Genomic DNA, 20934 nt, shown 5'->3' with positions numbered 1-20934 from the left:
AGGACGACACGGTGGCCGGCGAACAGCAGTCAAAGGTCCCCGCCGAGGTGCGGGAGAGGCACGCCAGGCTCGCTGAGCAGATCGAGGAGCACCGCTTCCGGTACTACGTGAAGGACGCGCCGGTCGTCAGTGACGCCGAGTTCGACAAGCTCTTGCGCGAGCTGGAGGCGCTGGAGGAGGAGCACCCCACGCTCCGCACGCCGGACTCGCCGACCCAGAAGGTCGCGGGGGCGTACGAGACGGAGTTCACCGAGGTCGCGCACCGCGAGCGGATGCTCAGCCTGGACAACGCCTTCGACGACGAGGAGCTGGCCGGCTGGGCGGACCGCGTCGCCAAGGAGCTGGGCAGCGGTTCGTACCACTTCCTGTGCGAGCTGAAGGTGGACGGCCTCGCGGTCAACCTCACCTATGAGCAGGGGCGGCTGACCCGCGCCGCCACCCGTGGCGACGGCCGCACCGGCGAGGACATCACGCCCAATGTGCGGACGATCGCCAAGATCCCCAACCGGCTGAAGGGTGACCGCGTCCCGGCGCTGGTGGAGGTGCGCGGCGAGGTCTTCCTGCCCCGCGAGCGGTTCGAGGAGCTGAACGCCGGGCTGGTGGAGGCGGGCAAGCCGCCGTTCGCCAACCCCCGGAACGCGGCGGCGGGTTCGCTGCGCCAGAAGGACCCGAAGGTCACCGCGTCCCGGCCGCTGGACATGGTGGTGCACGGCATCGGGGCGCGCGAGGGCTTCGACATCGACCGGCTGTCGCAGGCGTACGAGCTGCTGCACGAGTGGGGGCTGCCCACCGCCGCCCACTTCTCGGTGGTGGACACGATCGAGGGCGTGCGCGAGTACATCGCGTACTACGGCGAGAGCGACCACCGGCACTCGGTGGAGCACGAGATCGACGGCGCGGTCGTCAAGTTGGACGAGATCCCGCTGCAGGGGCGGCTCGGCTCCACGTCGCGGGCGCCGCGCTGGGCGATCGCCTGGAAGTTCCCGCCCGAGGAGGTCAACACCAAGCTGGTGGACATCCGGGTGGGCGTGGGGCGCACCGGGCGGGTGACGCCTTATGCGGTGGTCGAGCCGATCACGGTCGCGGGCTCGGAGGTCGAATTCGCGACGCTGCACAACCAGGATGTGGTCAAGGCCAAAGGCGTGCTGATCGGTGACACCGTGGTGCTGCGCAAAGCGGGCGATGTCATTCCGGAAATCCTGGGCCCGGTCGTCGATCTGCGGGACGGCAGCGAGCGGGAATTCGTGATGCCGGCCACCTGTCCCGAGTGCGATACGCCGCTGCAGCCCGCCAAGGAGGGCGATGTCGATCTGCGGTGTCCCAACGGCCGGTCCTGCCCGGCGCAGCTGCGCGAGCGGATTTTCTATCTCGCCGGGCGGAAATCCCTGGACATCGAGAACCTCGGCTATGTCGCCGCGGCCGCTCTCACCCAGCCGCTGGAACCCGCCGAACCGCCGTTGAAGGACGAGGGCGATCTGTTCGACCTGAAGATCGAACAACTGCTGCCCATTCGGTCGTATGTACTGGACCCGGACAGCGGACTGCCCAAGCGTGATCCGGAGACCGGTGAGGAGAAGGTCGTCACCTTCTTCGCCACCCAGAAGGGCGAGGCGAAGAAGAACGCCCTGGCGATGCTGGCCAATATCGAGGCGGCCAAGGAGCGCCCGCTGGCGCGGATCATCACCGGCCTTTCGATCCGTCATGTCGGGCCGGTCGCCGCCACCGCGCTGGCCCGGGAATTCCGCTCGCTGGACCGGATCGCCACGGCCGACGAGGAGGAACTGGCGGCCGTGGAGGGGGTCGGGCCGACCATCGCCGCCTCGCTCAAGGAGTGGTTCGCGGTCGACTGGCACCGCGAGATCGTCGAGAAATGGCGGCGCGCCGGGGTCCGGCTGGAGGAGGCGGGAGGCGAGGACGAAGGCCCCCGTCCGCTGGAGGGTCTCACCGTCGTCGTCACCGGAACGCTGCAGTCGTACACCCGGGATGGGGCCAAGGAGGCGCTGCAGAGCCGTGGTGCCAAAGTCACCGGATCGGTTTCGAAAAAGACCGATTTCGTAGTAGTCGGCGACAATCCGGGCTCGAAGTATGACAAGGCCATGCAGCTGAAGGTTCCCGTGCTCGATGAGGACGGTTTTGGCGTCCTGCTCGAACAGGGCCCCGACGCGGCGAGAGAGGTCGCGATGACGCCCCCGGAAGAGTCCGGGGAAGAGTCCGCGGAGTAGCACGGACGGCCGGTGGAGCGGCGGTTGGAGTAGCCCCTGGAGTAGCCGCTCCACCCATCCGGCGCAGCGCTCCGGCCATCTTGTCCGCTCAATGGGTCCAAACCTGGCCGGATTACGACTGGGAGCACTTCCCGGGTGCAGCCGGAGGGCATCACCCTTACAGCGCATAGCAGAAGGTCATGGATCGTCGGGCGGCATTCGGGGAACCGTCGCCGATCGCCGCCCGTCTTCCCCTTCTGCCGCCTACTGTTGAGGTGTGCGCCCGCCGTGGCGCTGGCACCGCCGGCTGTGAGAGGGACGGGTATGAAACCGACCGAAAGCGCCGCCCCGGCGTCGCGGCTGCGCCGGGCCGTGCTGCCCGCGCTGCCGGCCGCCGCGGTCGCCATGGCGGCTTTCGCACTCGGTATCGGAGTGTTCCGAGTGCTCGACGCGGGCAATGCGCTCTTTCCCGACGGAACCGTGGGCTGGTCGCTCGCCGTGCTCACCGGAATCATCGTCGGCCATCTGGTCGCCCTAGGCCGCGACCGCTGGTGGGGCGGCACCGGCTCCGGGGCCGCGTTAACCCTGGCGGCCCTGCTGCTCTACGGCTGGATTCCGGCCGTGCTGGTCAGCCTCGCCGTGGTCGTCCTGGTCGGCGCCGCCCGCCGGCACCGATGGCGGCAGGCCGCCCTGCACGGCGCGGTCGACATCCTCGGGGTGGGCGCGGCCGCCCTCACCCTCGCCGCCTTCGGCACCACCCCCTCCGTCGAACACCCTTGGCGCACCGACACCTGGGATGTGTCCGCCATCCCCCAGACGGCCCTGGCCGCCTTCGTCTATCTCGGGGTGACCCGCGCCCTGCTGTGGTGCTCCCTCGCCCCGCCCGGCGCCGGACTGCCCACCGTCGCCCGCACCGCCCTCTTCCGGCAGGCCCTCGTCGGCCTCGCGCTCCTCGGCATCGCCCCCCTCATCGTGGTCGTCGCAGGGGACACTCCGCTGCTGCTCCCGCTGTTCGCGGTGCCGCTGGTCGCCCTGGACTCCACGCTGTGGATCGCCCGGGTCCGCGCCGAGGAGCAGCTGCGCGACCCGCTCACCGGGCTGCCGAACCGCCAGTGGCTGCTGGAGCGCACCTGGACCGCGCTGGACGAGGCCGAGCGGGCCGGCACCCGGACCGCGCTGGTGCTGCTGGACCTCGACCGCTTCCGCTCGGTCAACGACACCCTGGGCCATCTGGCCGGTGACCGGCTGCTGCTCCAGATCGCCGAGCGGCTGCGGCTCGCCCTGCCGCGCGGGGCGGAGGTGGCCCGGCTCGGCGGCGACGAGTTCGCGGTGCTGCTGCCCACCACCGACTCGCTCACCAGCGCCCAGCGCAGCGCCCGCGTCCTCGTCGGCGACCTCGGCTCCCCGCTCGACCTGGACGGGCTGACCCTGGTGCTCGAGGCCAGCGCGGGCGTCGCCGTCTACCCCGACCACGCCCTGGACGCCGAGGGGCTGCTGCGCCGCGCCGACGTCGCGATGTACCAGGCCAAGCGGGACCGCAGCGGAGTCGAGCTGTACGAGGCGCGGCGGGACGGCAACACCCCCGACCGGCTCGGCCTGCTCGGCGATCTGCGGCGCGCCCTGGACGCGGGCGACGTCGAGCTGCACTACCAGCCCAAGGTCGGCTTCGACGGCCATGTGGCGGGCCTGGAGGCCCTGGTGCGCTGGGTGCACCCGGACCGGGGCAAGGTGCCGCCGGACGAGTTCATCTCCATGGCCGAGAGCTCCGGGCTGATGCCCCGGCTGACCGAGTACGTCCTGGAGACGGCCCTGGGCCAGGTCGCGCGGTGGCGCGCCGACGGCCTCGAGGTGCCCGTCGCGGTCAACGTCTCGCCGCGCGATGTCCACACCCCCGGCTTCGCGGGCGCGGTCGCCGGGCGGCTGGCCCGGCACGGCGTCCCGGCGGGCGCCCTGCAGCTGGAGATAACCGAGCACGTCCTGCTGGAGGACCCGCAGCGGGCCGCGGACACCCTGGCCGGGCTCACCGGTCATGGGGTGAAGATGTCGCTGGACGACTTCGGGACGGGCTATTCGTCGCTGGTCCATCTGCGGCGGCTGCCGGTGAGCGAGCTCAAGATCGACCGTTCCTTCGTGGCCCGGCTGGCGGTGGACAACGAGGACGCGGAGATCGTCCGCTGTACGGTCGACCTCGCCCATTCGCTGGGCCTGCTCGTGGTCGCGGAGGGCGTCGAGGACGACGAGACCTGGGAGCGGCTGCGGGATCTGGGCTGCGACGCGGTCCAGGGCTGGCTGGTGGCCGCGGCGATGCCGCCGGAGGAGATGACGGCGTGGCTGCGGGCGCGGGGTGAGGGCGGCTGGCACCGCGAGACGGCGGAGCCGTCGAGCGAAGACGCCACCGCGGAGGCGGACGAGGACGCGGATCAGCCGGTGACGTAACCGGTTGTGGGCAGTCGTTCCGCGGGGCGGAACGGGTGGGCACAACCGGCCACCGGGCCGCACCCGGCGACGAGACTTTAGGGGGGGCACAACCCCGGTGCGCCAAAGCCTTTCGCGCCCGGTGCGGCGGGAGCCATAGGATTGGGCCGGAAACACTCCGCACTCACCCATGAGGATTCGCTGCATGCCTGGCATCACGCGCGAGGAGGTCGCCCACCTCGCCCGGCTGGCGCGTCTGGAGCTGAAGGCCGAAGAGCTCGACCACTTCGCCGGACAGCTCGACGACATCATCGGCGCGGTCGCCCGCGTCTCCGAGGTCGCCGACCAAGACGTTCCGCCGACCTCTCACCCGCTGCCGCTGACCAACGTCATGCGCCCGGACGAGGTCCGTCCGTCCCTGACCCCGCAGCAGGCGCTGGCCTGCGCCCCGGCCCAGGAGCAGCAGCGTTTCAAGGTGCCGCAGATCCTGGGGGAGGAGTGACCACCGTGACCGACCTGACCAGGCTCACCGCGGCCGAGATCGCCGCCAGGATCGCCTCCGGCGCGGTTACCGCCGTCGAGGTGACCGAGGCGCACCTGGCCCGTATCGAGGCCGTGGACGAGAAGGTGCACGCCTTCCTGCACGTGGACCGCGAGGGGGCGCTCGCCCAGGCACGCGCCGTCGACGCGAAGCGGGAGCGCGGCGAGAAGCTGGGACCGCTGGCCGGCGTTCCGCTCGCGCTCAAGGACATCTTCACCACCAAGGGGATCCCGACCACGGTCGGCTCCAAGATCCTCGAGGGCTGGATCCCGCCGTACGACGCGACCGTCACCCAGCGGCTGCGGGACGCGGACGTGATCGTCCTCGGCAAGACCAACATGGACGAGTTCGCCATGGGGTCCTCGACCGAGAACAGCGCCTTCGGCCACACCGGCAACCCCTGGGACCTCACCCGGGTCCCCGGCGGCTCCGGCGGCGGCTCGTCCGCCTCGCTGGCCTCCTTCCAGGCGCCGCTCGCCATCGGCACCGACACCGGCGGCTCGATCCGCCAGCCCGCCGCCGTCACCGGCACGGTCGGGGTCAAGCCGACGTACGGCGGGGTCTCCCGCTACGGCATGGTGGCGTTCTCGTCCTCGCTCGACCAGGGCGGCCCCTGCGCCCGCACCGTGCTGGACGCGGCGCTGCTGCACGAGGTCATCGCCGGGCACGACCCGATGGACTCGACCTCCATCGACGAGCCGGTCCCGGCCGTCGCCGAGGCCGCCCGCAACGGAAGCGTGCGGGGCATGCGGATCGGCGTCGTCAAGGAGTTCGCGGGCGAGGGCTACCAGGCCGGCGTCATGCAGCGCTTCAACGAGTCGGTGGAGCTGCTGCGCGAGCTGGGCGCCGAGATCGAGGAGATCTCCTGCCCGTCCTTCGACAAGGCGCTGGCCGCGTACTACCTGATCGCGCCGTCCGAGTGCTCGTCCAACCTGGCCCGCTTCGACGCCATGCGCTACGGCCTGCGGGTGGGTGACGACGGCACCAAGTCCGCCGAGGACGTCACCGCGCTCACCCGCGCGGAGGGCTTCGGCGCCGAGGTCAAGCGCCGGATCATGCTCGGCACCTACGCGCTCAGCTCCGGCTACTACGACGCGTACTACGGCTCCGCGCAGAAGGTCCGTACGCTGATCAAGCGCGACTTCGAGAAGGCGTTCGAGCGGGTCGACGTGCTGATCTCGCCGACCACCCCGACCACCGCCTTCCCGATCGGCGAGCGCGCCGACGACCCGATGGCGATGTATCTGGCCGACCTCTGCACGATTCCCACCAACCTCGCGGGGAACGCGGCCATGTCACTGCCCTGCGGTCTGGCACCGGAGGACGGTCTGCCGGTCGGACTGCAGATCATCGCCCCCGCCATGGCCGACGACCGGCTCTACAAGGTCGGTGCCGCGGTCGAGGCCGCGCTCATCGACAAGTGGGGCCACCCGCTGATCGAGGAGGCACCGTCCCTATGAGTGCGATCAAGAAGGCGAAGGGCTTCAAGAAGTCCAGGCCCGGCACCTACCTGTCCATCGCGACCTCGCTGTTCGGCGCGGTCAGTGTGGCGAAGCAGGCCAAGAAGGCCCGATTCGAGAACGACAAGCTGCAGCTGGCCGACGCGGTGGTCTCGGCCGCCGCCATCGTCACCGGCGTCGCCCTGCTCATCCGCGAGCTCAAGCGCATGGGCGACGACGACGTCCTCGCGGACTGAGAGGTTAGTTTTTCCGTGACCGTCACTGAACTGGTGTCGTACGAGGACGCCCTCGCCACCTACGACCCCGTGATGGGGCTCGAGGTGCACGTCGAGCTCGGCACCAAGACCAAGATGTTCTGCGGGTGCGCCACGGCGCTCGGCGCCGAGCCCAACACGCAGACCTGCCCCACCTGCCTCGGCCTGCCCGGCTCGCTCCCGGTGGTCAACGCGACCGGCGTCGAGTCCGCCATCAAGATCGGGCTCGCGCTCAACTGCGAGATCGCCGAATGGTGCCGCTTCGCCCGGAAGAACTACTTCTATCCGGACATGCCGAAGAACTTCCAGACGTCGCAGTACGACGAGCCGATCGCCTTCAACGGCTATCTGGACGTCGACGTCGACGGTGAGGTCTTCCGCGTCGAGATCGAGCGCGCCCATATGGAGGAGGACACCGGCAAGTCCACCCATGTGGGTGGCGCGACCGGCCGCATCCACGGCGCCCAGCACTCCCTCCTGGACTACAACCGGGCCGGGATCCCGCTGATCGAGATCGTCACCAAGCCGATCGTCGGCGCCGGGGAGAAGGCCCCGGAGGTCGCCAAGGCGTATGTGACCGAGCTGCGCGAGCTCATCAAGTCGCTCGGGGTCTCCGAGGCGCGCATGGAGATGGGCCAGATGCGCTGCGATGTGAACCTGTCGCTGCGCCCGCAGGGCACCGAGAAGTTCGGCACCCGCTCCGAGACCAAGAACGTCAACTCGCTGCGGTCGGTCGAGCGCGCGGTCCGCTTCGAGGTCCAGCGCCATGCCGCGGTGCTGAACGACGGCGGCACGATCATCCAGGAGACCCGCCACTTCCACGAGGAGGACGGCTCCACGACCTCCGGCCGGGTCAAGGAGGAGGCGGAGGACTACCGCTACTTCCCCGAGCCCGACCTGGTGCCGGTCGCCCCCGCCCGGACGTGGGTGGAGGAGCTGCGCGGCGGCCTTCCGGAGCTGCCGCGGGTGCGCCGCAACCGGCTGCGCGAGGAGTGGGGCCTGTCCCGGCACGAGATGCAGTCGGTGCTCAACGCGGGCGCGATCGACCTGATCACGGCCACGATGGACGAGGGTGCCCCGGCCGACCAGGCCCGTAAGTGGTGGATGGGCGAGCTGGCCCGCCGCGCCAACGAGGACGGGGTGGAGCTCGCGGAGCTGTCGATCACCCCGGCGCAGGTGGCGCGGGTGTGCGCGCTGGTCAAGGAGGGTTCGCTCAACGACAAGCTGGCCCGCCAGACCATCGAGGGCGTCCTCGCGGGTGAGGGCGACCCGGACGAGGTCGTCACCAAGCGCGGCCTGAAGGTCGTCTCGGACGAGGGTGCGCTGGGCACCGCCGTGGACGAGGCGATCGCGGCCAACGCGGCCATCGCCGACAAGATCCGCGGCGGCAAGGTCGCGGCGGCGGGCGCGCTGGTCGGCGCGGTCATGAAGGCCACGCGCGGCCAGGCGGACGCGGCGCGGGTGCGCGAGCTGATCCTGGAGAAGCTGGGCGTCGAGGGCTGACCGGCCCGGGATTCGTCCCTGCGTGACGGCGGCGGGGTGCGCGAGGGCGCGCCCCGCCGGCGTCGTATGCGCCCTTCCGCGCTGCTCCGGGATGCCCGGTGGCTCGTTCCCCTCGGATGACCGCCGGACGCACTCGCACATCCGGGATGTCCGGCCGGGGTCCGGGGCGGAGCCCCAGTTGTGGGAAGGGGAGGGGAGCAGCCCGCCGCAGGTGTCAGGACCGCCGGACACCCCCGAGAGCCCTAAGCGGCCTCACTGAAGTCCGGTGCGGTTCGATTGCGCCCCGAAGGGGCGCGGGGCTGTGTCGATGTGCGGCTCCGCCGCGTGGGCGCGACCAGCCACGACGCAGCCGCGGATGAACGACCGCACCTCGCGCCACTTCCCGCGGAGCGCTAGAGCAGCAGCGGCTCCAGATGCGGCACCTCGAACCCCTCGTCGTCGAAGGGGTACAGCGGCCGCACGAGGCGCCGATGGCCCAGGCGCGCCAGGTCCTGGTCGACCCCGCCGGGGGTGAGCGCGAGCCGCCAGTCCGCCGCCAGGGCGTACAGCTCGGGCTCCAGATAGCCGATCTTGACGACCACGAGGTCATAGCCGCGCGGGTCCAGCTCGCCGAAGTCGGCCAGGGTGTGGAACGGCTTGCGGCGGCTGACCAGGATCGCCGTGACGCCCCCGTGCCGCACCGCCGCGAGGTCCCCGCCGACCGGGTCGTCCCGGCGCAGCGCGACCACCTCGCCGGTCAGCTCGCAGGGCGCGGCGTGGTCCGCCGTCCCCCGGCTGATCCCGCCGCCGACGGACAGCCGGACCGTCGCGCCCGGCCCGGCGGCGAAGCACTCCGCGACCGCCGCCGGATCGGTGATCCCGGGGTGCAGTGCGGTGGCGCGGCCGGCGGCCAGGTCCTCGTTGGCCAGCAGCCGCCCGAGCATATAGGCGAGGTCCCCGGCGCCCCCGGCCGTGGGATTGTCGCCGGAGTCGCTGATCAGGAAGGGGCGGGCGGAGGAGGCGACGGCCTCGGCGATGCACTCGTCGGCGCCGCCGGTGGGGCCGACGAAGGCGAAGTCGCGGCGCATCTCCCAGTACTCGCGGGCCAGGGAGCGGGTCTGCTCGACGGCGAGCACGGGGTCGTCACCGGTCACCACCACGGCCGCCCGGCAGCGCGGCTCGTCGGCCCAGGCGTAGCCCACCCAGATCGCCGCGTCCACGACGCCGTCCATCGCCTCCACGGCGGCCAGCCGCCCGTACAGCGACTTGGCGGGCTCCAGACGGGTGCTGGTGCGCTCACCGGGCAGCAGTACCGGGATCTGCACCCAGGCCAGGTGCGGGCGGCCCCGGCCGGAGGCCAGGCGCTCCACCAGCTTGCGGGCGGCGCGCTCGCGGGTCTCCCAGGCGTCCTCGTGCGGGGCGAGCCGGTGGGCGGTGATCAGATCGAGCCGGCCGGCGAAGCGGCGGGAGACATTGCCGTGGAGGTCCATGGCGGCGGAGATCAGCGCGTCGGGCCCGATCGCCTCCCGTACGGCCTCGGTCAGATCGCCCTCGGCGTCCTCCAGACCCACCACGCTCATCGCGCCGTGGATGTCGTAGACCAGCCCGTCGAGCGGACCGGCCCGCCGCAGCCGCTCGATCAGCTCGCCCTTGATCCGGTCGTAGGTCTCGCGCTCGACCGGGCCGCCGGGGAGCGAGACGGCGTGGAGCAGCGGCACCCACTCGGCGCGCCCGGCCAGTTCGCCGTCCGGCCGGGTCCAGGCGTAGCGGTCCAGCAGCTCGGCGCCGCGGGTGACGCGGAAGTCGTCGTAGGCCGCGCGGTGCGGGCTGAAGGTGCTGGACTCGATGTGCATACCGCCGATGCCGATACGCGGGCGACGGCCTCCGGACGGGGCAGGATTCATGCTCTCCGACTTCCCCCTCGCTCATGTGGTGAAGCCCACAAAGGGGACAAAGGATCTCTTTCGCCTGGCAGAGTGCCAGGTCACAAGCACATCACGGCGCCCCTCGGCGCACGACCCGGAAAGCAGCCATGGCCGCACTCGCCCGCTGGTGTCTCAGGCGCCGCGCCATCGTCATCGTGCTGTGGCTGGCCGCCTTCGCCGGGGTCGCCGCGGCGGCGGCCGTGACGGGCTCGGCGTACTCCGACGACTACGACATCCCGGGCACCGACTCCTCCAAGGTCTCCGCCCTGGTGGAGCGGCGGCTGCCGGAACGGGCGGGGGACAGCGACACCATCGTCTGGCACACCGCGGACGGCGCGGGCACCGTACGCGCCCCAGAGGTCGAGCGGCGGATGACGGCGGCGCTGCGGCAGGTCGCGGACCTGCCCGGCGTCGCCTCCGTGACGGGCCCGTACGGCGCCGTCCCGGCGACCGGTCCGTCCGGCGCCGTCTCCGGGACCGGTCCGTACGGCGCCGGTGACACCGCCCGGTTGGGCGGATCCGGCGGGCTCGGCGAGGCCGGTGACAACGGCCGGATCAGCGCCGACGGGCACACCGCCTACGCCACCGTCGTCTTCCGCGAACCCGCCGCCGACCTGGGCGAGGCGGAGGTGCGCCGGGTGCTCGACACGGTGCGCTCCGCCGCCTCCGGGGCCAAGGGCCTTCAGGTCGAGATGGGCGGTGCGGGCGCCGGGCTCACCGAGCGGACCGGACCCGCCCATCTGAGCGAGGCCATCGGGGTCGGCGTGGCCGCCGTGGTGCTCTTCCTCGCCTTCGGCTCGCTCGCGGCGACGCTGCTGCCGATCGCCACCGCGCTCATCGGCGTCGGCACCGCGTACGCGGCCATCGGGCTGCTCGGCCACGCCATGACCATCGCCGACTTCGCGCCCATGCTCGGCATGCTGATCGGCCTCGGCGTGGGGATCGACTACGCGCTGTTCATCGTCACCCGGCACCGCAAGGGGCTGCGGCGGGGGCTGTCGGTCGAACAGGCCGCCCAGCGCGCGGTGGCCACCTCGGGGCGCGCGGTGGTCTTCGCGGGCGCGACCGTCTGTCTCGCGCTGCTCGGCATGCTCGTCCTGCGGCTGTCCTTCCTCAACGGGGTGGCGGTCGCGGCGGCGCTCACCGTCGCCCTTACGGTCGCCGCCTCGCTCACCCTGCTGCCCGCGCTGCTCGGCCTGATCGGGATGCGGGCCCTGAGCCGCAGGGAGCGCAGACGGCTGGCCGAGCGGGGGCCGGAAGCCGCGGCGTCCCAGGGCCTGTGCGCACGCTGGGCGCTCTGCGTCGAGCGCCGCCCCAAACTGCTCGGGGCGGTCGCGGCCGCCCTCATCGCGGTGCTCGCCCTCCCCACGTTCTCGCTCCACCTGGGCACCTCGGATCAGGGCAACGGCTCCGCGTCCTCGACCACGCGACGGGCGTACGACCTACTGGCCGAGGGGTTCGGCCCAGGTTTCAACGGCCCGTTGACGCTCATAGGCAGCATGGACGGGGCCGACGACCGTATGGCCTTCACCCGACTGCCCGAGACCCTGCGCACCATCCACGGGGTGGCCTCGGTGACCGCCGCGGACCTGGGCGGAGGCGGCGACACCGGCGTCATCACGGTCGTCCCCACGACGGCACCGCAGTCACAGGACACCTCCGACCTCGTCGAACGGCTGCGCGCCGAGGTGCTGCCCCGGGCCGAGGAGGGCAGCTCGCTGCGGGTCTACGTGGGCGGGCTGACCGCGGGCTACGACGACTTCGCCGCGGTGATCGTGAGCAAGCTGCCGCTGTTCGTGGGGGTGGTGGTGGCGCTGGGATGTGTGCTGTTGCTGCTCGCGTTCCGCAGCATCGGCATCCCGATCAAGGCGGCGGTCATGAATGTGGCCGCCGTCGCGTCGTCCTTCGGCGTGGTGGTCGCGATCTTCCAATGGGGCTGGGGGAGCGAACTGCTGGGGCTGGGCAGGGCGGGCCCGATCGAGCCCTTCCTTCCGGTGATCATGGTCTCGGTGCTCTTCGGGCTCTCCATGGACTACCAGGTCTTCCTGGTCAGCCGGATGTACGAGGAGTGGCGGCGCACCCGCGACAACCGCACCGCGGTCCGGGTGGGGCTCGCCGAGACCAGCCGGGTCATCAACTCCGCGGCCGTCATCATGATCGCGGTCTTCTCGGCCTTCGTGCTCAGCGGCGACCGGATCATCGGGATGTTCGGCATCGGACTGGCGGCCGCGGTCGCCCTGGACGCCTTCGTCCTCCGTACGCTCCTGGTGCCCGCGCTGATGCATCTGCTCGGGGGCGCCAACTGGTGGCTGCCGGGCTGGCTGGAGCGGCTGCTGCCGAGGATCAGCATCGAGGCGGAGGGCGAGGGCGAGGGCGAGGGCGAGGGCGCGGGCGAGGGCGCGGGCGACGCCGAGGTCGGCGCCGAGGGCAAGGGCGATGGCGAGGGCAAGGGCGATGGCGAGGGCAAGGGCGATGGCGAGGGTTCGGCGTCCGGGCCGGGGGCGGTGGCCGCGCCGCTTCCGGGACAGCCCACGGAGGGCGCGGCGCGGGCCGGTACGGCGCGGTCGCCGGTGCTCTAAGGACCCTTCCCGGACTTCCTCAGCCGTACGGGCGGGGCGTCTAAGGCCCTGGTCCGAGCGAAGATCGGGCAGCCTCCCGATGTGCCGGGCCCTCCTGGGCGGCGAGAGTGGACGCGTTCCTCGAAACCACTCGTCACCAGGGAGAACGCCATGCTGCACCATGAGTTGCACCGGATCCGCGAGGCCGAGCTGCGGCGGGAGGCCGCCGCCCACCGGCTGGCCCGGGAGGCGGCGGAGGGACCCGGCGGCCGGTCTGCCGGGCGGGAGAGGGGAGGGCGGCTGAGGCCGGTCCGGCGGTGGCGCGGCGACCGCTCACCACGGTCGTACGGCACGGCGGCCTGACGGCGGCGGGGCGTGCCGCTCGCCATGGGGGCCGGGAGGGGAGCCGGAGTGAGGGGCGCCCGAGCGGTGGGGTCCGGATGCGGGAGCGCCGGAACGGTGGGTACCGGAACGGTGGGCGCCGAAGTGATGGCGGCCGGAACGGTGGGCGCCGAAGTGATGGCAGCCGGAGCGGTGGGCGCCGGAAAAGTCGGTGCCGTGGTGTCGGTCCCCTGTGCGATGCTCGACGACGTGCACACCACGTCCGTCAGCCCGGTGTTCATCGGCCGCGCCCAGGAGTTGGCCACTCTCGAGGACGCGCTCGCCCGCGCCACCGCGGGCGAGCCGCAGGTGCTGCTGGTGGGCGGAGAGGCGGGGGTCGGCAAGACCCGGCTCATCGACGAGTTCCTGGCCTCGGCCGTGGCCGCCGGGGCGGTCGCGGCGGTCGGCGGCTGTGTGGAAATCGGCGCCGACGGGCTGCCGTTCGCGCCCGTGTCCACCGTGCTGCGCTCACTGCGCCGCAAGCTGGGCACCGAGCTGGACGGGGCCGCCGCGGGGCAGGAGGGCGAGCTGGCCCGGCTGCTGCCCGAGCTGGGCGAGACCTCCCGCGCGTCCCACGACGAGGACGGCCGGGCCCGGCTGTTCGAGCTCACCGTCCGGCTGCTGGAGCGGCTGGCCGCGGAGCGCACCCTCGTCGTCGCCATCGAGGATCTGCACTGGGCCGACCGCTCCACCCGCGAGCTGCTCGGCTATCTCTTCCGCTCGCTGCTCAGCGCCCGGCTGCTGGTCGTGGCCACCTACCGCTCCGACGACATCCACCGCCGCCATCCGCTGCGCCCGTTCCTCGCCGAGGTGGACCGGATGCGCGAGGTGCGGCGCATCGAGCTGTCCCGCTTCACCCGCGGCGAGGTGCACGCCCAGCTCACCGGGATCAACGGGGCCGAGCCGGAGCGCGAGCTGGTCGACCGGATCTTCAAGCGCAGCGACGGCAACGCCTTCTTCGTGGAGGAGATCGCCCGCTCCCTCAACGAGGGCTGCGCCACCGGGCTCAGCGAATCCCTGCGCGATCTGCTGCTGGTGCGGGTCGAGGCGCTGTCCGAGGAGGCCCAGGGGGTGGCGCGGATCCTCGCCGAGGGCGGCTCCTCGGTGGAGTACGAACTGCTGCGCGCGGTCGCCCGGCTGGGCGAGGACGAGCTGATCGACGCCTTGCGGGCCGCCGTCGGGGCGAACATCCTGCGCCCCACCGCCGACGACAGCGGCTACCGCTTCCGGCATTCGCTGGTGCGCGAGGCCGTGCGGGACGATCTGCTGCCCGGGGAGCGGTCCCGGCTCAACCGGCGCTTCGCGGAGGCCCTGGAGGCCGAGCCCGCGTTGGTACGGGCCGATGAGCGGGCCGCCCGGCTGGCCAGCTACTGGTACCACGCACACGACCCCGCCAAGGCCCTGCCCGCCGTGCTCCAGGCGTCCGTCGAGGCGCGGCGGCGGTACGCCCACGCGGAGCAGCTGCGGCTGCTGGAGCGGGCCATGGAGCTGTGGGAGGACGCCCCCAAGGAGATACGGCGGGCCCAGCGGCCGATGGACTACGCGGAGGCGTACCCCGCCTGCGGCTGTACGGACCAGCCGCTGCGCCATCTCGATCTGCTCGCCGAAGTGGTGGTGGCCGCGCATATGTCCGGGCAGCGGGAGCGGGCGCTGACCGTCAGCAAGCGGGCCCTGCGGACGCTGGACCGCGACGGTGACGACCCGCTGCGGGCCGCCTGGTTCTGGACCCAGCAGAGCAAACTGATGGAGGGCCTGGCCCGCGGCGACGGCTGGGAGGAGCTGAGCCGCGCCCAGGAGCTGGTGCGCGGGCTGCCGCCGTCCCCCGTGCACGCCGAGGTCATGGCGCAGGTGGCGGGCTGGACGATGACCCACCGGCCGGGTGCCGAGGGCCTGGCCGCCGCCGAACGGGCGGTGGAGCTGGCCCGGCTGGTCGGCGCCGAGAGCACGGAGCTGAACGCCCGCCTGACGCTGGGCTACTTCACCGGTGACTCCGGCGACATCGAGCGCGGGCTGGCCGAGATGCGCGAGGTCTGCGAGCGGGCCCTGGCCCTCGGCGACATCAGCGTCCTGGGGCGCTGCTATGTCAATCTGGCCTCGGCGCTGGAGGGGGTCGGCCGGTCGGCCGACGCGGTGGAGACCGCCGAGGAGGGCGCCCGGATCCTGGACCGGGTCGGCCTGGTGGACTCCCGGGCTTGGGTGTACGGGAATCTGGCCGAGTCGCTGTTCTCCCTGGGCCGCTGGGACGAGGCGGAGGCGGCGGCCCTGAAGACCCGGCGGCTCGCCCTCGGCACCAAGCCGCGCGGCACCGCCGCCAACCGGCTCGCCCAGCTGGCGCTGTCCCGCGGGGAGTGGGACACGGCGGAGCGCGAGCTGGCCGCCGCCCGTGAGCACTACGGCGCCCGCAACACCGCACCGCAGTACTCCCTCCAGATCATGGGGCACGCCATCGAACTCGCGGCGGCGCGTGGCCGGATCCTGGAGGTCCGGACCCTGCTGGACCAGGCCGTGACGGCCGGTTTCCCGCCCGGGATGCAGCGCTACGCCTGGCGGTTGCTGTACACGGCCACCGCGGCCGAGTCGGCCGCGCGCGGACTGCCCACGGCCGAGCCGGGCCGGGGCGAGGCCCTGGCCCGCCTCCGGGCGGCGGTGAAACGGCTGTCGCAGCCCGTGCCGGTGTGGCGGGCCCACGCGGCGATGGTCCAGGCCGAACTGGCGCGGGCCGAGGGCCGGAACCGGCCCGACCTCTGGGCCGAGGCCACGGCCGCCTTCGCCGCGCTGGACCGCCCGTATCCGCTGGCCCGCGCCCGCCACCGCTGGGCGGAAGCACTGCTCACCCCCGCCCGGATCACCTCCGGCCAGGGTGCCCCCGCCCGGGATGGCCACAGCCGGATCACCCCCGGCCATGGCGCCTCCGGCCAGGGTGCCCCCGGCGGGATCACCTCCGGTCAGGGCGTTCCCGGTCAGGGCGTCTCCGGCCATGGTGCCCATGGCCAAGGCGCCCCGGCCCAGGCCGATCGCGACCACGCCGCTGAACTGCTCGCCCAGGCGCATGTCGTGGCCGACCGGCTGGGCGCCCGTCCGCTGCGTGAGGAGATCGAACTGCTGGCCCGCCGCGCCCGGCTGCCCCTGCCGTCCGCCGCGACCCGCGCAGCGCTCGACGCGTCCCGGCACCGAGCCCCCGCGCTGCCCCCGGCCCCGGGCTCTCCGGCCCCGGCCGCCGAGCCCGCCAAACCTGCCGAACCCGTCGATCCGGCCGAGGAACTGGGGCTGACGCCCCGCGAACGGGATGTGCTGCGGCTGGTCGCCGACGGGCGCAGCAATCGCCAGATCGCCGAGGAGCTCTTCATCTCGCCCAAGACGGCCAGCGTCCATGTCTCCAACATCCTGGCCAAGCTGGGCGTCTCGGGGCGGACCGAGGCAGCGGCCGTGGCCCATCGACTACGCCTGGTGGACGGCCTGGCCGACGGCGCGGCGGCACGCTGACGGTGTGCGCGGTGCGTGCCGACGGGACGCGGGAGCGCTGACGGGACGCCGGGGGCGACAAGACGCGCGGTGCGCCGACCGCCTGCCGGGCCAGTCCCTTTCCAGGCCAGCCCCCCTCCAGGGCAGTCCCCCTGCCGGATCAGTCCCCTTCGCGGGGCCGGATCACCACTCGCCCGGAGTCGAGGTCTATCGGACCCTTCCCCGGGTCGCTGCTGCGCGTCTCGTCGAGCGTGTACTCCAGCCGGTTGCGCTCTTCCTCGGTGTGCTTGCGGCCGGGCGCGAACAGTTCCTCGATGAGGTTGAACATGACGACCCCCGTAGGCGTGCGACTGCTGCCAGTGTAGGCAGACCCGTCACAGAACGGGCACTCCGCACCATGTCGGCCGAACTCAACGCCCCAACCGGCCGATTCGACCTCCCTTCAGCGGATCTCCTCGCGGATCTCCCCTCAGCGGACCTCCAGCCGCAGAATCCGGTCGTCCTCCCGGCCCGGCTTACTGCGCCCGTCCGTATTGCTCGTGGTCAGCCACAGCCCCCCGTCGTCCGCCGCCACCACGGTGCGCAGCCGTCCGTACTTCCCGTCCAGGAACGACTGAGGCTTCGCCGCCGCCTTGTCGCCCTTCAGCGGGATGCGCCACAGCCGCTCACCGCGCAGCCCCGCCATCCAGATCGAGCCCTTGGCGAAGGCGATTCCGCTCGGCGAGGCGTCCTTGGGCTTCCACTGCTCGAGCGGATCGGCGAAGCCCTTCTTCCCGGCCTTGCCCTCCGCCTCCGGCCAGCCGTAGTTCTTGCCCGGCTCGATCAGATTGAGCTCGTCCCAGGTGTCCTGGCCGAACTCGGAGGCCCACAACCGCTTGTCCGCATCCCAGGCCAGGCCCTGCACATTGCGGTGACCCGGGGAGTAGACGACCGACTGGGCATCCGGATTGCGGGGCGCGGGCTCGCCGTCCGGGGTCATCCGCAGGATCTTGCCGCCGAAGGAGTCCATGTCCTGGGCGAGCCCGCGGTCACCGCTCTCTCCCGTGCCCGCGTAGAGCATCTTGTCCGGACCGAAGGCGATGCGGCCCCCGTTGTGGATCGTGCCCTTGGGGATGCCCTTGAAGATCGTGTCCGGGGCGCCGAGCTGATTGCCGGCGGGGCGCTTGTCGTCGTACACCATCCGGACGATGCGGTTGTCCGAATCGGTGGTGAAGTACCCATAGACCATATGGTCCGTGCCGAAGTCGGAGGAGACCGCCAGCCCCAGCAGCCCGCCCTCACCGGCGGCGGAGACGCCCGGGACGGACCCCAGCTCGGTCTTCTTCCCCGAGTCCGCCGAGACCTTGAAGATCTTCCCGGTGTCCCGCGAGGAGACCAGCAGATCCCCGCCGGGCAGCGGCGCGAGCCCCCAGGGGGAGTCCAGCTTCGTGGTGAGCGTGCGCTCCACCTTCACCGAGCCCTTCGCGGGCGCCGCGGACTCCGTCGGCGAGGGCGCGCCCGAGGAGGAGCCACCGCCGCCCGGCTCCGTGGGCGCGGAGGAGCGGCCACCCGGTCTGGTGATGCTGTCGCCGTCGGACGAGCAGCCCGCCACGAGCACCACGGCGGCAGCGGCGGCGAGAACAGAGGTGACGCGAGGACGTCGCACGGTCGGGTTCCTCTCCATGGGCACGTGTGCCGCGGCACGGCACTGATTCTTATACACCGCAGGCCCGCGCCGGGTTCCCATCCCCGAATCGGGCCCGGACCAGGGCCGACCGCACACGGCGCCCCACGCCGGGCGACCGTGCGCGCCGGACGGCCGGGCTCTACGCGCCCAGCCGGACGCCCCCCACTCAGCCCCACGAGCCCCGCGTCGGCGGCAGCCGGACGCCCCCCGCTCAGTCCCACGACCCCCGCGCCGGCGGCAGCCCCGCGATCTCCGCGAGGTCCTCGGGGGAAAGCGGCAGACCGGCCGCCGCGCAGTTCTCCGCCGCCCACCGCTCCCGCTTCGTCCCCGGCACCGGCACCACATGCGGCCCCTGCGCCAGCAGCCAGGCCAGGGCCACCTGCGCCGGGGTCACCCCGTCCCCGTGTCGCTGGGCGACCCGTCGCAGACCGGCCACGATCGGCTGGTTCGCGGCCATCATCTCCGCCGTGAACCGCGGATGCCGGGCCCGCATGTCGTCCGGTTCGAAGCCCTGCCCCGGGGTGAGCGTCCCGCTGAGGAAGCCGTTGCCCAGCGGCATCGCCGCCAGGAATCCCACCCCGCGCGAGGCACACCACGGCACCAGCGCCTCCAGCGCGTCGGGCGACCACACCGACAGCTCCGCCTGCACACAGCTGACCGGAAAGACCTGCTGGACCCGCTCCAGCTGGCGCACCGTGGCGTCGTGCATCCCGGCGCCCGCCCTCCGCGCGGCCCGCGCCCCGACGGCGCACAGCCCGAGCGCCCGTACCTTCCCGGCCGCGACCAGCTCCGCCATCGCGCCCCAGGTCTCCTCTATGGGGACCTCCGGGTCGGCCCGGTGCAGCTGGTAGAGGTCGATCACATCGGTCTGCAGCCGGCGCAGCGAGGCGTCGCAGGCCCGCTTCACATAGCCGGGCCGCCCGTTGGCCACGATGTGCTGGTCGCCCACCAGCAGTCCGCATTTGGTGGACACGAAGGCGTCCGCCCGCCGCTCCTTGAGCACCCGCCCCACCAGCAGCTCATTGGTGAAGGGGCCGTACATGTCGGCGGTGTCGAGCAGGCTCGCCCCCGAGTCGAGCGCGGTGTGCACGGTGCGCACCGAGTGCTCGCCACTGCGCTGTGAAGCGGTGTACGCCCAGTTCATCGGCATGCATCCAAGGCCGATGGCCCCCACTTCGAGCGCCGCCGCTCCGATTCTCCTGCGCTCCACCTGGCCTGACCCCTCCCGTTCCTCGGACCCCAAACTAACCTCTGCCAACGGCCGGTGATCGCATAGCCTCCTGGCATGAGTGCAGATCACAGCGATACGTTCCGCCACCACGATTCGACTCACGGTTCATCCGAAGCGCGCGACCTGGTGTGGCTGCCCATCCCGCCCGAGGAGATCGACGGCCTTCCCGACACCCTCGACTACGCCCACTGGGACGGCGGCGAGGAGTTCCCCACCGACCCGGCGCGCTGCGCGTTCTACTGCGTCCCCTACATGAAGCCGCCGCAGGTGTGCACCCGCCCGCTGCCCGCGATGGCCAACCTGCGGGTGGTGCAGACCCTGACCGCCGGAATAGACCACATCAAGCCCGCGCTGGCCGATCTCCCGCCCGGGGTGCGGCTGTACAACGCGCGCGGGGTGCACGACGCGAGCACCGCCGAGCTCGCCCTGACCCTCATCCTGGCCTCGCTGCGCGGTATCCCCGACTTCGTCCGGGGCCAGGACGCCGAGGAGTGGCGCTCCGGCTTCCGTCCCGCGCTCGCCGACAAGTCCGTACTGATCGTGGGCTACGGGGCCATCGGCAGCGCGATCGAGGATCGGCTCGTGCCCTTCGAGTGCGAGCGGGTGGCGCGCGTCGCGCGCTCCCCGCGCACGACCGAGCGCGGCCCGGTGCATCCGATCGACGAATTGCCCCGACTGCTTCCGGAAGCCGATGTGGTGGTGCTGGTGACCCCGCTCACCGAGGCCACCCGGGGTCTGGCGGGGGCGGAATTCCTGTCCCGGATGAAGGACGGGGCGCTGCTGGTGAACGTATCCCGTGGTGGGGTCGTGGACACCAAGGCCCTGCTCACGGAGTTGGAGTCGGGCCGGCTGCGGGCGGCGCTCGATGTGACCGACCCCGAACCACTGCCCGCCGGGCATCCGCTGTGGCACGCTCCAGGGGTGCTCATCTCCCCGCATGTGGGCGGCCCCACGTCGGCCTTCCTCCCGCGCGCCAAGCGGCTGTTGAGGGATCAGCTGCTTCGTTACGCGCGCGGCGAGTCGCTGGCACATCTCGTCGCCACGACGGGGTAGACATGCCTCTGGCACCACATACAGGCACCGATTGACTCCCCTCCGTATATACAACGCCGTAGTCGGTTACGGTCCGTAGATGGCCTATGTCCCTGAGTGACCAGTCTGGTGTATCGTCCCGAGCGGGGGCTGCGCCACTGACCTGACGGCGTCAGCGATGGACCGGAACTCGAGGGGGGCGACGGGCGATGTATGGCCGATGGACCGACAACCCGACGCAGCTCAGGCGTCGACCGCGACACTTCCGCGCAGCCGCGCGGTGCTCCAACTCGACGAGGCCCGCGGGGATACCGCTTCCCGGGGCC

At 72.3% G+C, this 20934-nt stretch carries 14 protein-coding genes; 10 read left to right on the top strand and 4 right to left on the bottom strand.

Annotated features, from left to right (window positions below):
- Window positions 1–11: 11 nt before the first annotated feature.
- The 6 genes from ligA (at window position 12) to gatB (ending at window position 8374) form a co-directional block, all read left to right on the top strand.
- Window positions 12–2222 carry an NAD-dependent DNA ligase LigA gene (gene ligA, locus NP777_RS14670; RefSeq protein ID WP_256650574.1) on the top strand — a complete coding sequence of 737 codons (2211 nt, stop codon included), beginning with the start codon at window positions 12–14 and terminating at the stop codon, window positions 2220–2222.
- Window positions 2223–2525: 303 nt separating this feature from the next.
- Window positions 2526–4637 carry a putative bifunctional diguanylate cyclase/phosphodiesterase gene (locus NP777_RS14665; RefSeq protein ID WP_256650573.1) on the top strand — a complete coding sequence of 704 codons (2112 nt, stop codon included), beginning with the start codon at window positions 2526–2528 and terminating at the stop codon, window positions 4635–4637.
- 184 nt (window positions 4638–4821) lie between these two features.
- The gene (gene gatC / locus NP777_RS14660; RefSeq protein WP_020868242.1) at window positions 4822–5118 is read left to right on the top strand and encodes an Asp-tRNA(Asn)/Glu-tRNA(Gln) amidotransferase subunit GatC; all 297 of its coding nucleotides are present in this window, start codon (window positions 4822–4824) and stop codon (window positions 5116–5118) included.
- Between the two features lie 5 nt (window positions 5119–5123).
- The gene (gene gatA / locus NP777_RS14655; protein WP_256650572.1) at window positions 5124–6617 is read left to right on the top strand and encodes an Asp-tRNA(Asn)/Glu-tRNA(Gln) amidotransferase subunit GatA; all 1494 of its coding nucleotides are present in this window, start codon (window positions 5124–5126) and stop codon (window positions 6615–6617) included.
- Complete coding sequence (locus NP777_RS14650; RefSeq protein ID WP_020868240.1) at window positions 6614–6853, top strand: hypothetical protein; 240 nt, start codon at window positions 6614–6616, stop codon at window positions 6851–6853. The genes gatA and NP777_RS14650 overlap by 4 nt, the downstream gene beginning before the upstream one ends.
- Window positions 6854–6868: 15 nt before the next feature.
- Window positions 6869–8374 carry an Asp-tRNA(Asn)/Glu-tRNA(Gln) amidotransferase subunit GatB gene (gatB, locus tag NP777_RS14645; protein ID WP_256650571.1) on the top strand — a complete coding sequence of 502 codons (1506 nt, stop codon included), beginning with the start codon at window positions 6869–6871 and terminating at the stop codon, window positions 8372–8374.
- 392 nt (window positions 8375–8766) lie between these two features.
- On the opposite strand, the gene NP777_RS14640 is transcribed toward gatB, so the two are convergent.
- Window positions 8767–10257 (bottom strand): M81 family metallopeptidase, encoded by a 1491-nt coding sequence (locus NP777_RS14640; RefSeq protein ID WP_256650570.1) that lies wholly within the window; start codon window positions 10255–10257, stop codon window positions 8767–8769.
- A 128-nt stretch (window positions 10258–10385) separates the two neighbouring features.
- Between NP777_RS14640 and NP777_RS14635 the strand changes: the two genes are divergently transcribed.
- From NP777_RS14635 to NP777_RS14625, 3 genes are all read left to right on the top strand, one after another.
- Window positions 10386–12857, top strand: a complete 2472-nt coding sequence (locus NP777_RS14635; RefSeq protein WP_256650569.1) for an MMPL family transporter — start codon at window positions 10386–10388, stop codon at window positions 12855–12857.
- A gap of 150 nt (window positions 12858–13007) precedes the next feature.
- Window positions 13008–13199, top strand: a complete 192-nt coding sequence (locus NP777_RS14630) for a hypothetical protein (protein ID WP_256650568.1) — start codon at window positions 13008–13010, stop codon at window positions 13197–13199.
- Window positions 13200–13415: 216 nt separating this feature from the next.
- A complete protein-coding gene (locus NP777_RS14625) occupies window positions 13416–16700 on the top strand; it encodes a helix-turn-helix transcriptional regulator (protein WP_256650676.1) in 3285 nt (1094 codons plus the stop codon).
- Between the two features lie 139 nt (window positions 16701–16839).
- Here the strand turns inward: NP777_RS14625 and NP777_RS14620 are convergent, their stop codons facing one another.
- The 3 genes from NP777_RS14620 to NP777_RS14610 all read right to left on the bottom strand — a co-directional run bounded on the left by NP777_RS14620 (window position 16840) and on the right by NP777_RS14610 (window position 19555).
- Window positions 16840–17007: a DUF6191 domain-containing protein gene (locus tag NP777_RS14620; protein WP_165556279.1), complete on the bottom strand. Its 168-nt coding sequence runs from the start codon at window positions 17005–17007 to the stop codon at window positions 16840–16842.
- Window positions 17008–17148: 141 nt separating this feature from the next.
- Window positions 17149–18324 (bottom strand): PQQ-dependent sugar dehydrogenase, encoded by a 1176-nt coding sequence (locus NP777_RS14615; protein WP_256650567.1) that lies wholly within the window; start codon window positions 18322–18324, stop codon window positions 17149–17151.
- A gap of 232 nt (window positions 18325–18556) precedes the next feature.
- Window positions 18557–19555 (bottom strand): aldo/keto reductase, encoded by a 999-nt coding sequence (locus NP777_RS14610; RefSeq protein WP_256650566.1) that lies wholly within the window; start codon window positions 19553–19555, stop codon window positions 18557–18559.
- Between the two features lie 75 nt (window positions 19556–19630).
- On the opposite strand from NP777_RS14610, the gene NP777_RS14605 reads away from it, so the two are divergent.
- Window positions 19631–20629 carry a 2-hydroxyacid dehydrogenase gene (locus tag NP777_RS14605; protein WP_256650565.1) on the top strand — a complete coding sequence of 333 codons (999 nt, stop codon included), beginning with the start codon at window positions 19631–19633 and terminating at the stop codon, window positions 20627–20629.
- Window positions 20630–20934 lie beyond the last annotated feature (305 nt).

This window comes from Streptomyces rugosispiralis, assembly GCF_024505145.1.
In the GTDB taxonomy this organism is placed as follows: Bacteria; Actinomycetota; Actinomycetes; order Streptomycetales; family Streptomycetaceae; genus Streptomyces; species Streptomyces rugosispiralis.
Note: the sequence above shows the minus strand (reverse complement) of the source record. Positions and strands in the feature narration are given on the sequence as shown.

Bases quoted from the DNA above. Each gene is read 5' to 3' on its own strand.
- NP777_RS14665 (WP_256650573.1), top strand. From the start codon at position 2,526: ATGAAACCGACCGAAAGCGCCGCCCCGGCGTCGCGGCTGCGCCGGGCC.
- gatC (WP_020868242.1), top strand. From the start codon at position 4,822: ATGCCTGGCATCACGCGCGAGGAGGTCGCCCACCTCGCCCGGCTGGCG.
- NP777_RS14650 (WP_020868240.1), top strand. From the start codon at position 6,614: ATGAGTGCGATCAAGAAGGCGAAGGGCTTCAAGAAGTCCAGGCCCGGC.
- NP777_RS14640 (WP_256650570.1), bottom strand. From the start codon at position 10,257: ATGAATCCTGCCCCGTCCGGAGGCCGTCGCCCGCGTATCGGCATCGGC.
- NP777_RS14635 (WP_256650569.1), top strand. From the start codon at position 10,386: ATGGCCGCACTCGCCCGCTGGTGTCTCAGGCGCCGCGCCATCGTCATC.
- NP777_RS14630 (WP_256650568.1), top strand. From the start codon at position 13,008: ATGCTGCACCATGAGTTGCACCGGATCCGCGAGGCCGAGCTGCGGCGG.
- NP777_RS14625 (WP_256650676.1), top strand. From the start codon at position 13,416: ATGCTCGACGACGTGCACACCACGTCCGTCAGCCCGGTGTTCATCGGC.
- NP777_RS14620 (WP_165556279.1), bottom strand. From the start codon at position 17,007: ATGTTCAACCTCATCGAGGAACTGTTCGCGCCCGGCCGCAAGCACACC.
- NP777_RS14605 (WP_256650565.1), top strand. From the start codon at position 19,631: ATGAGTGCAGATCACAGCGATACGTTCCGCCACCACGATTCGACTCAC.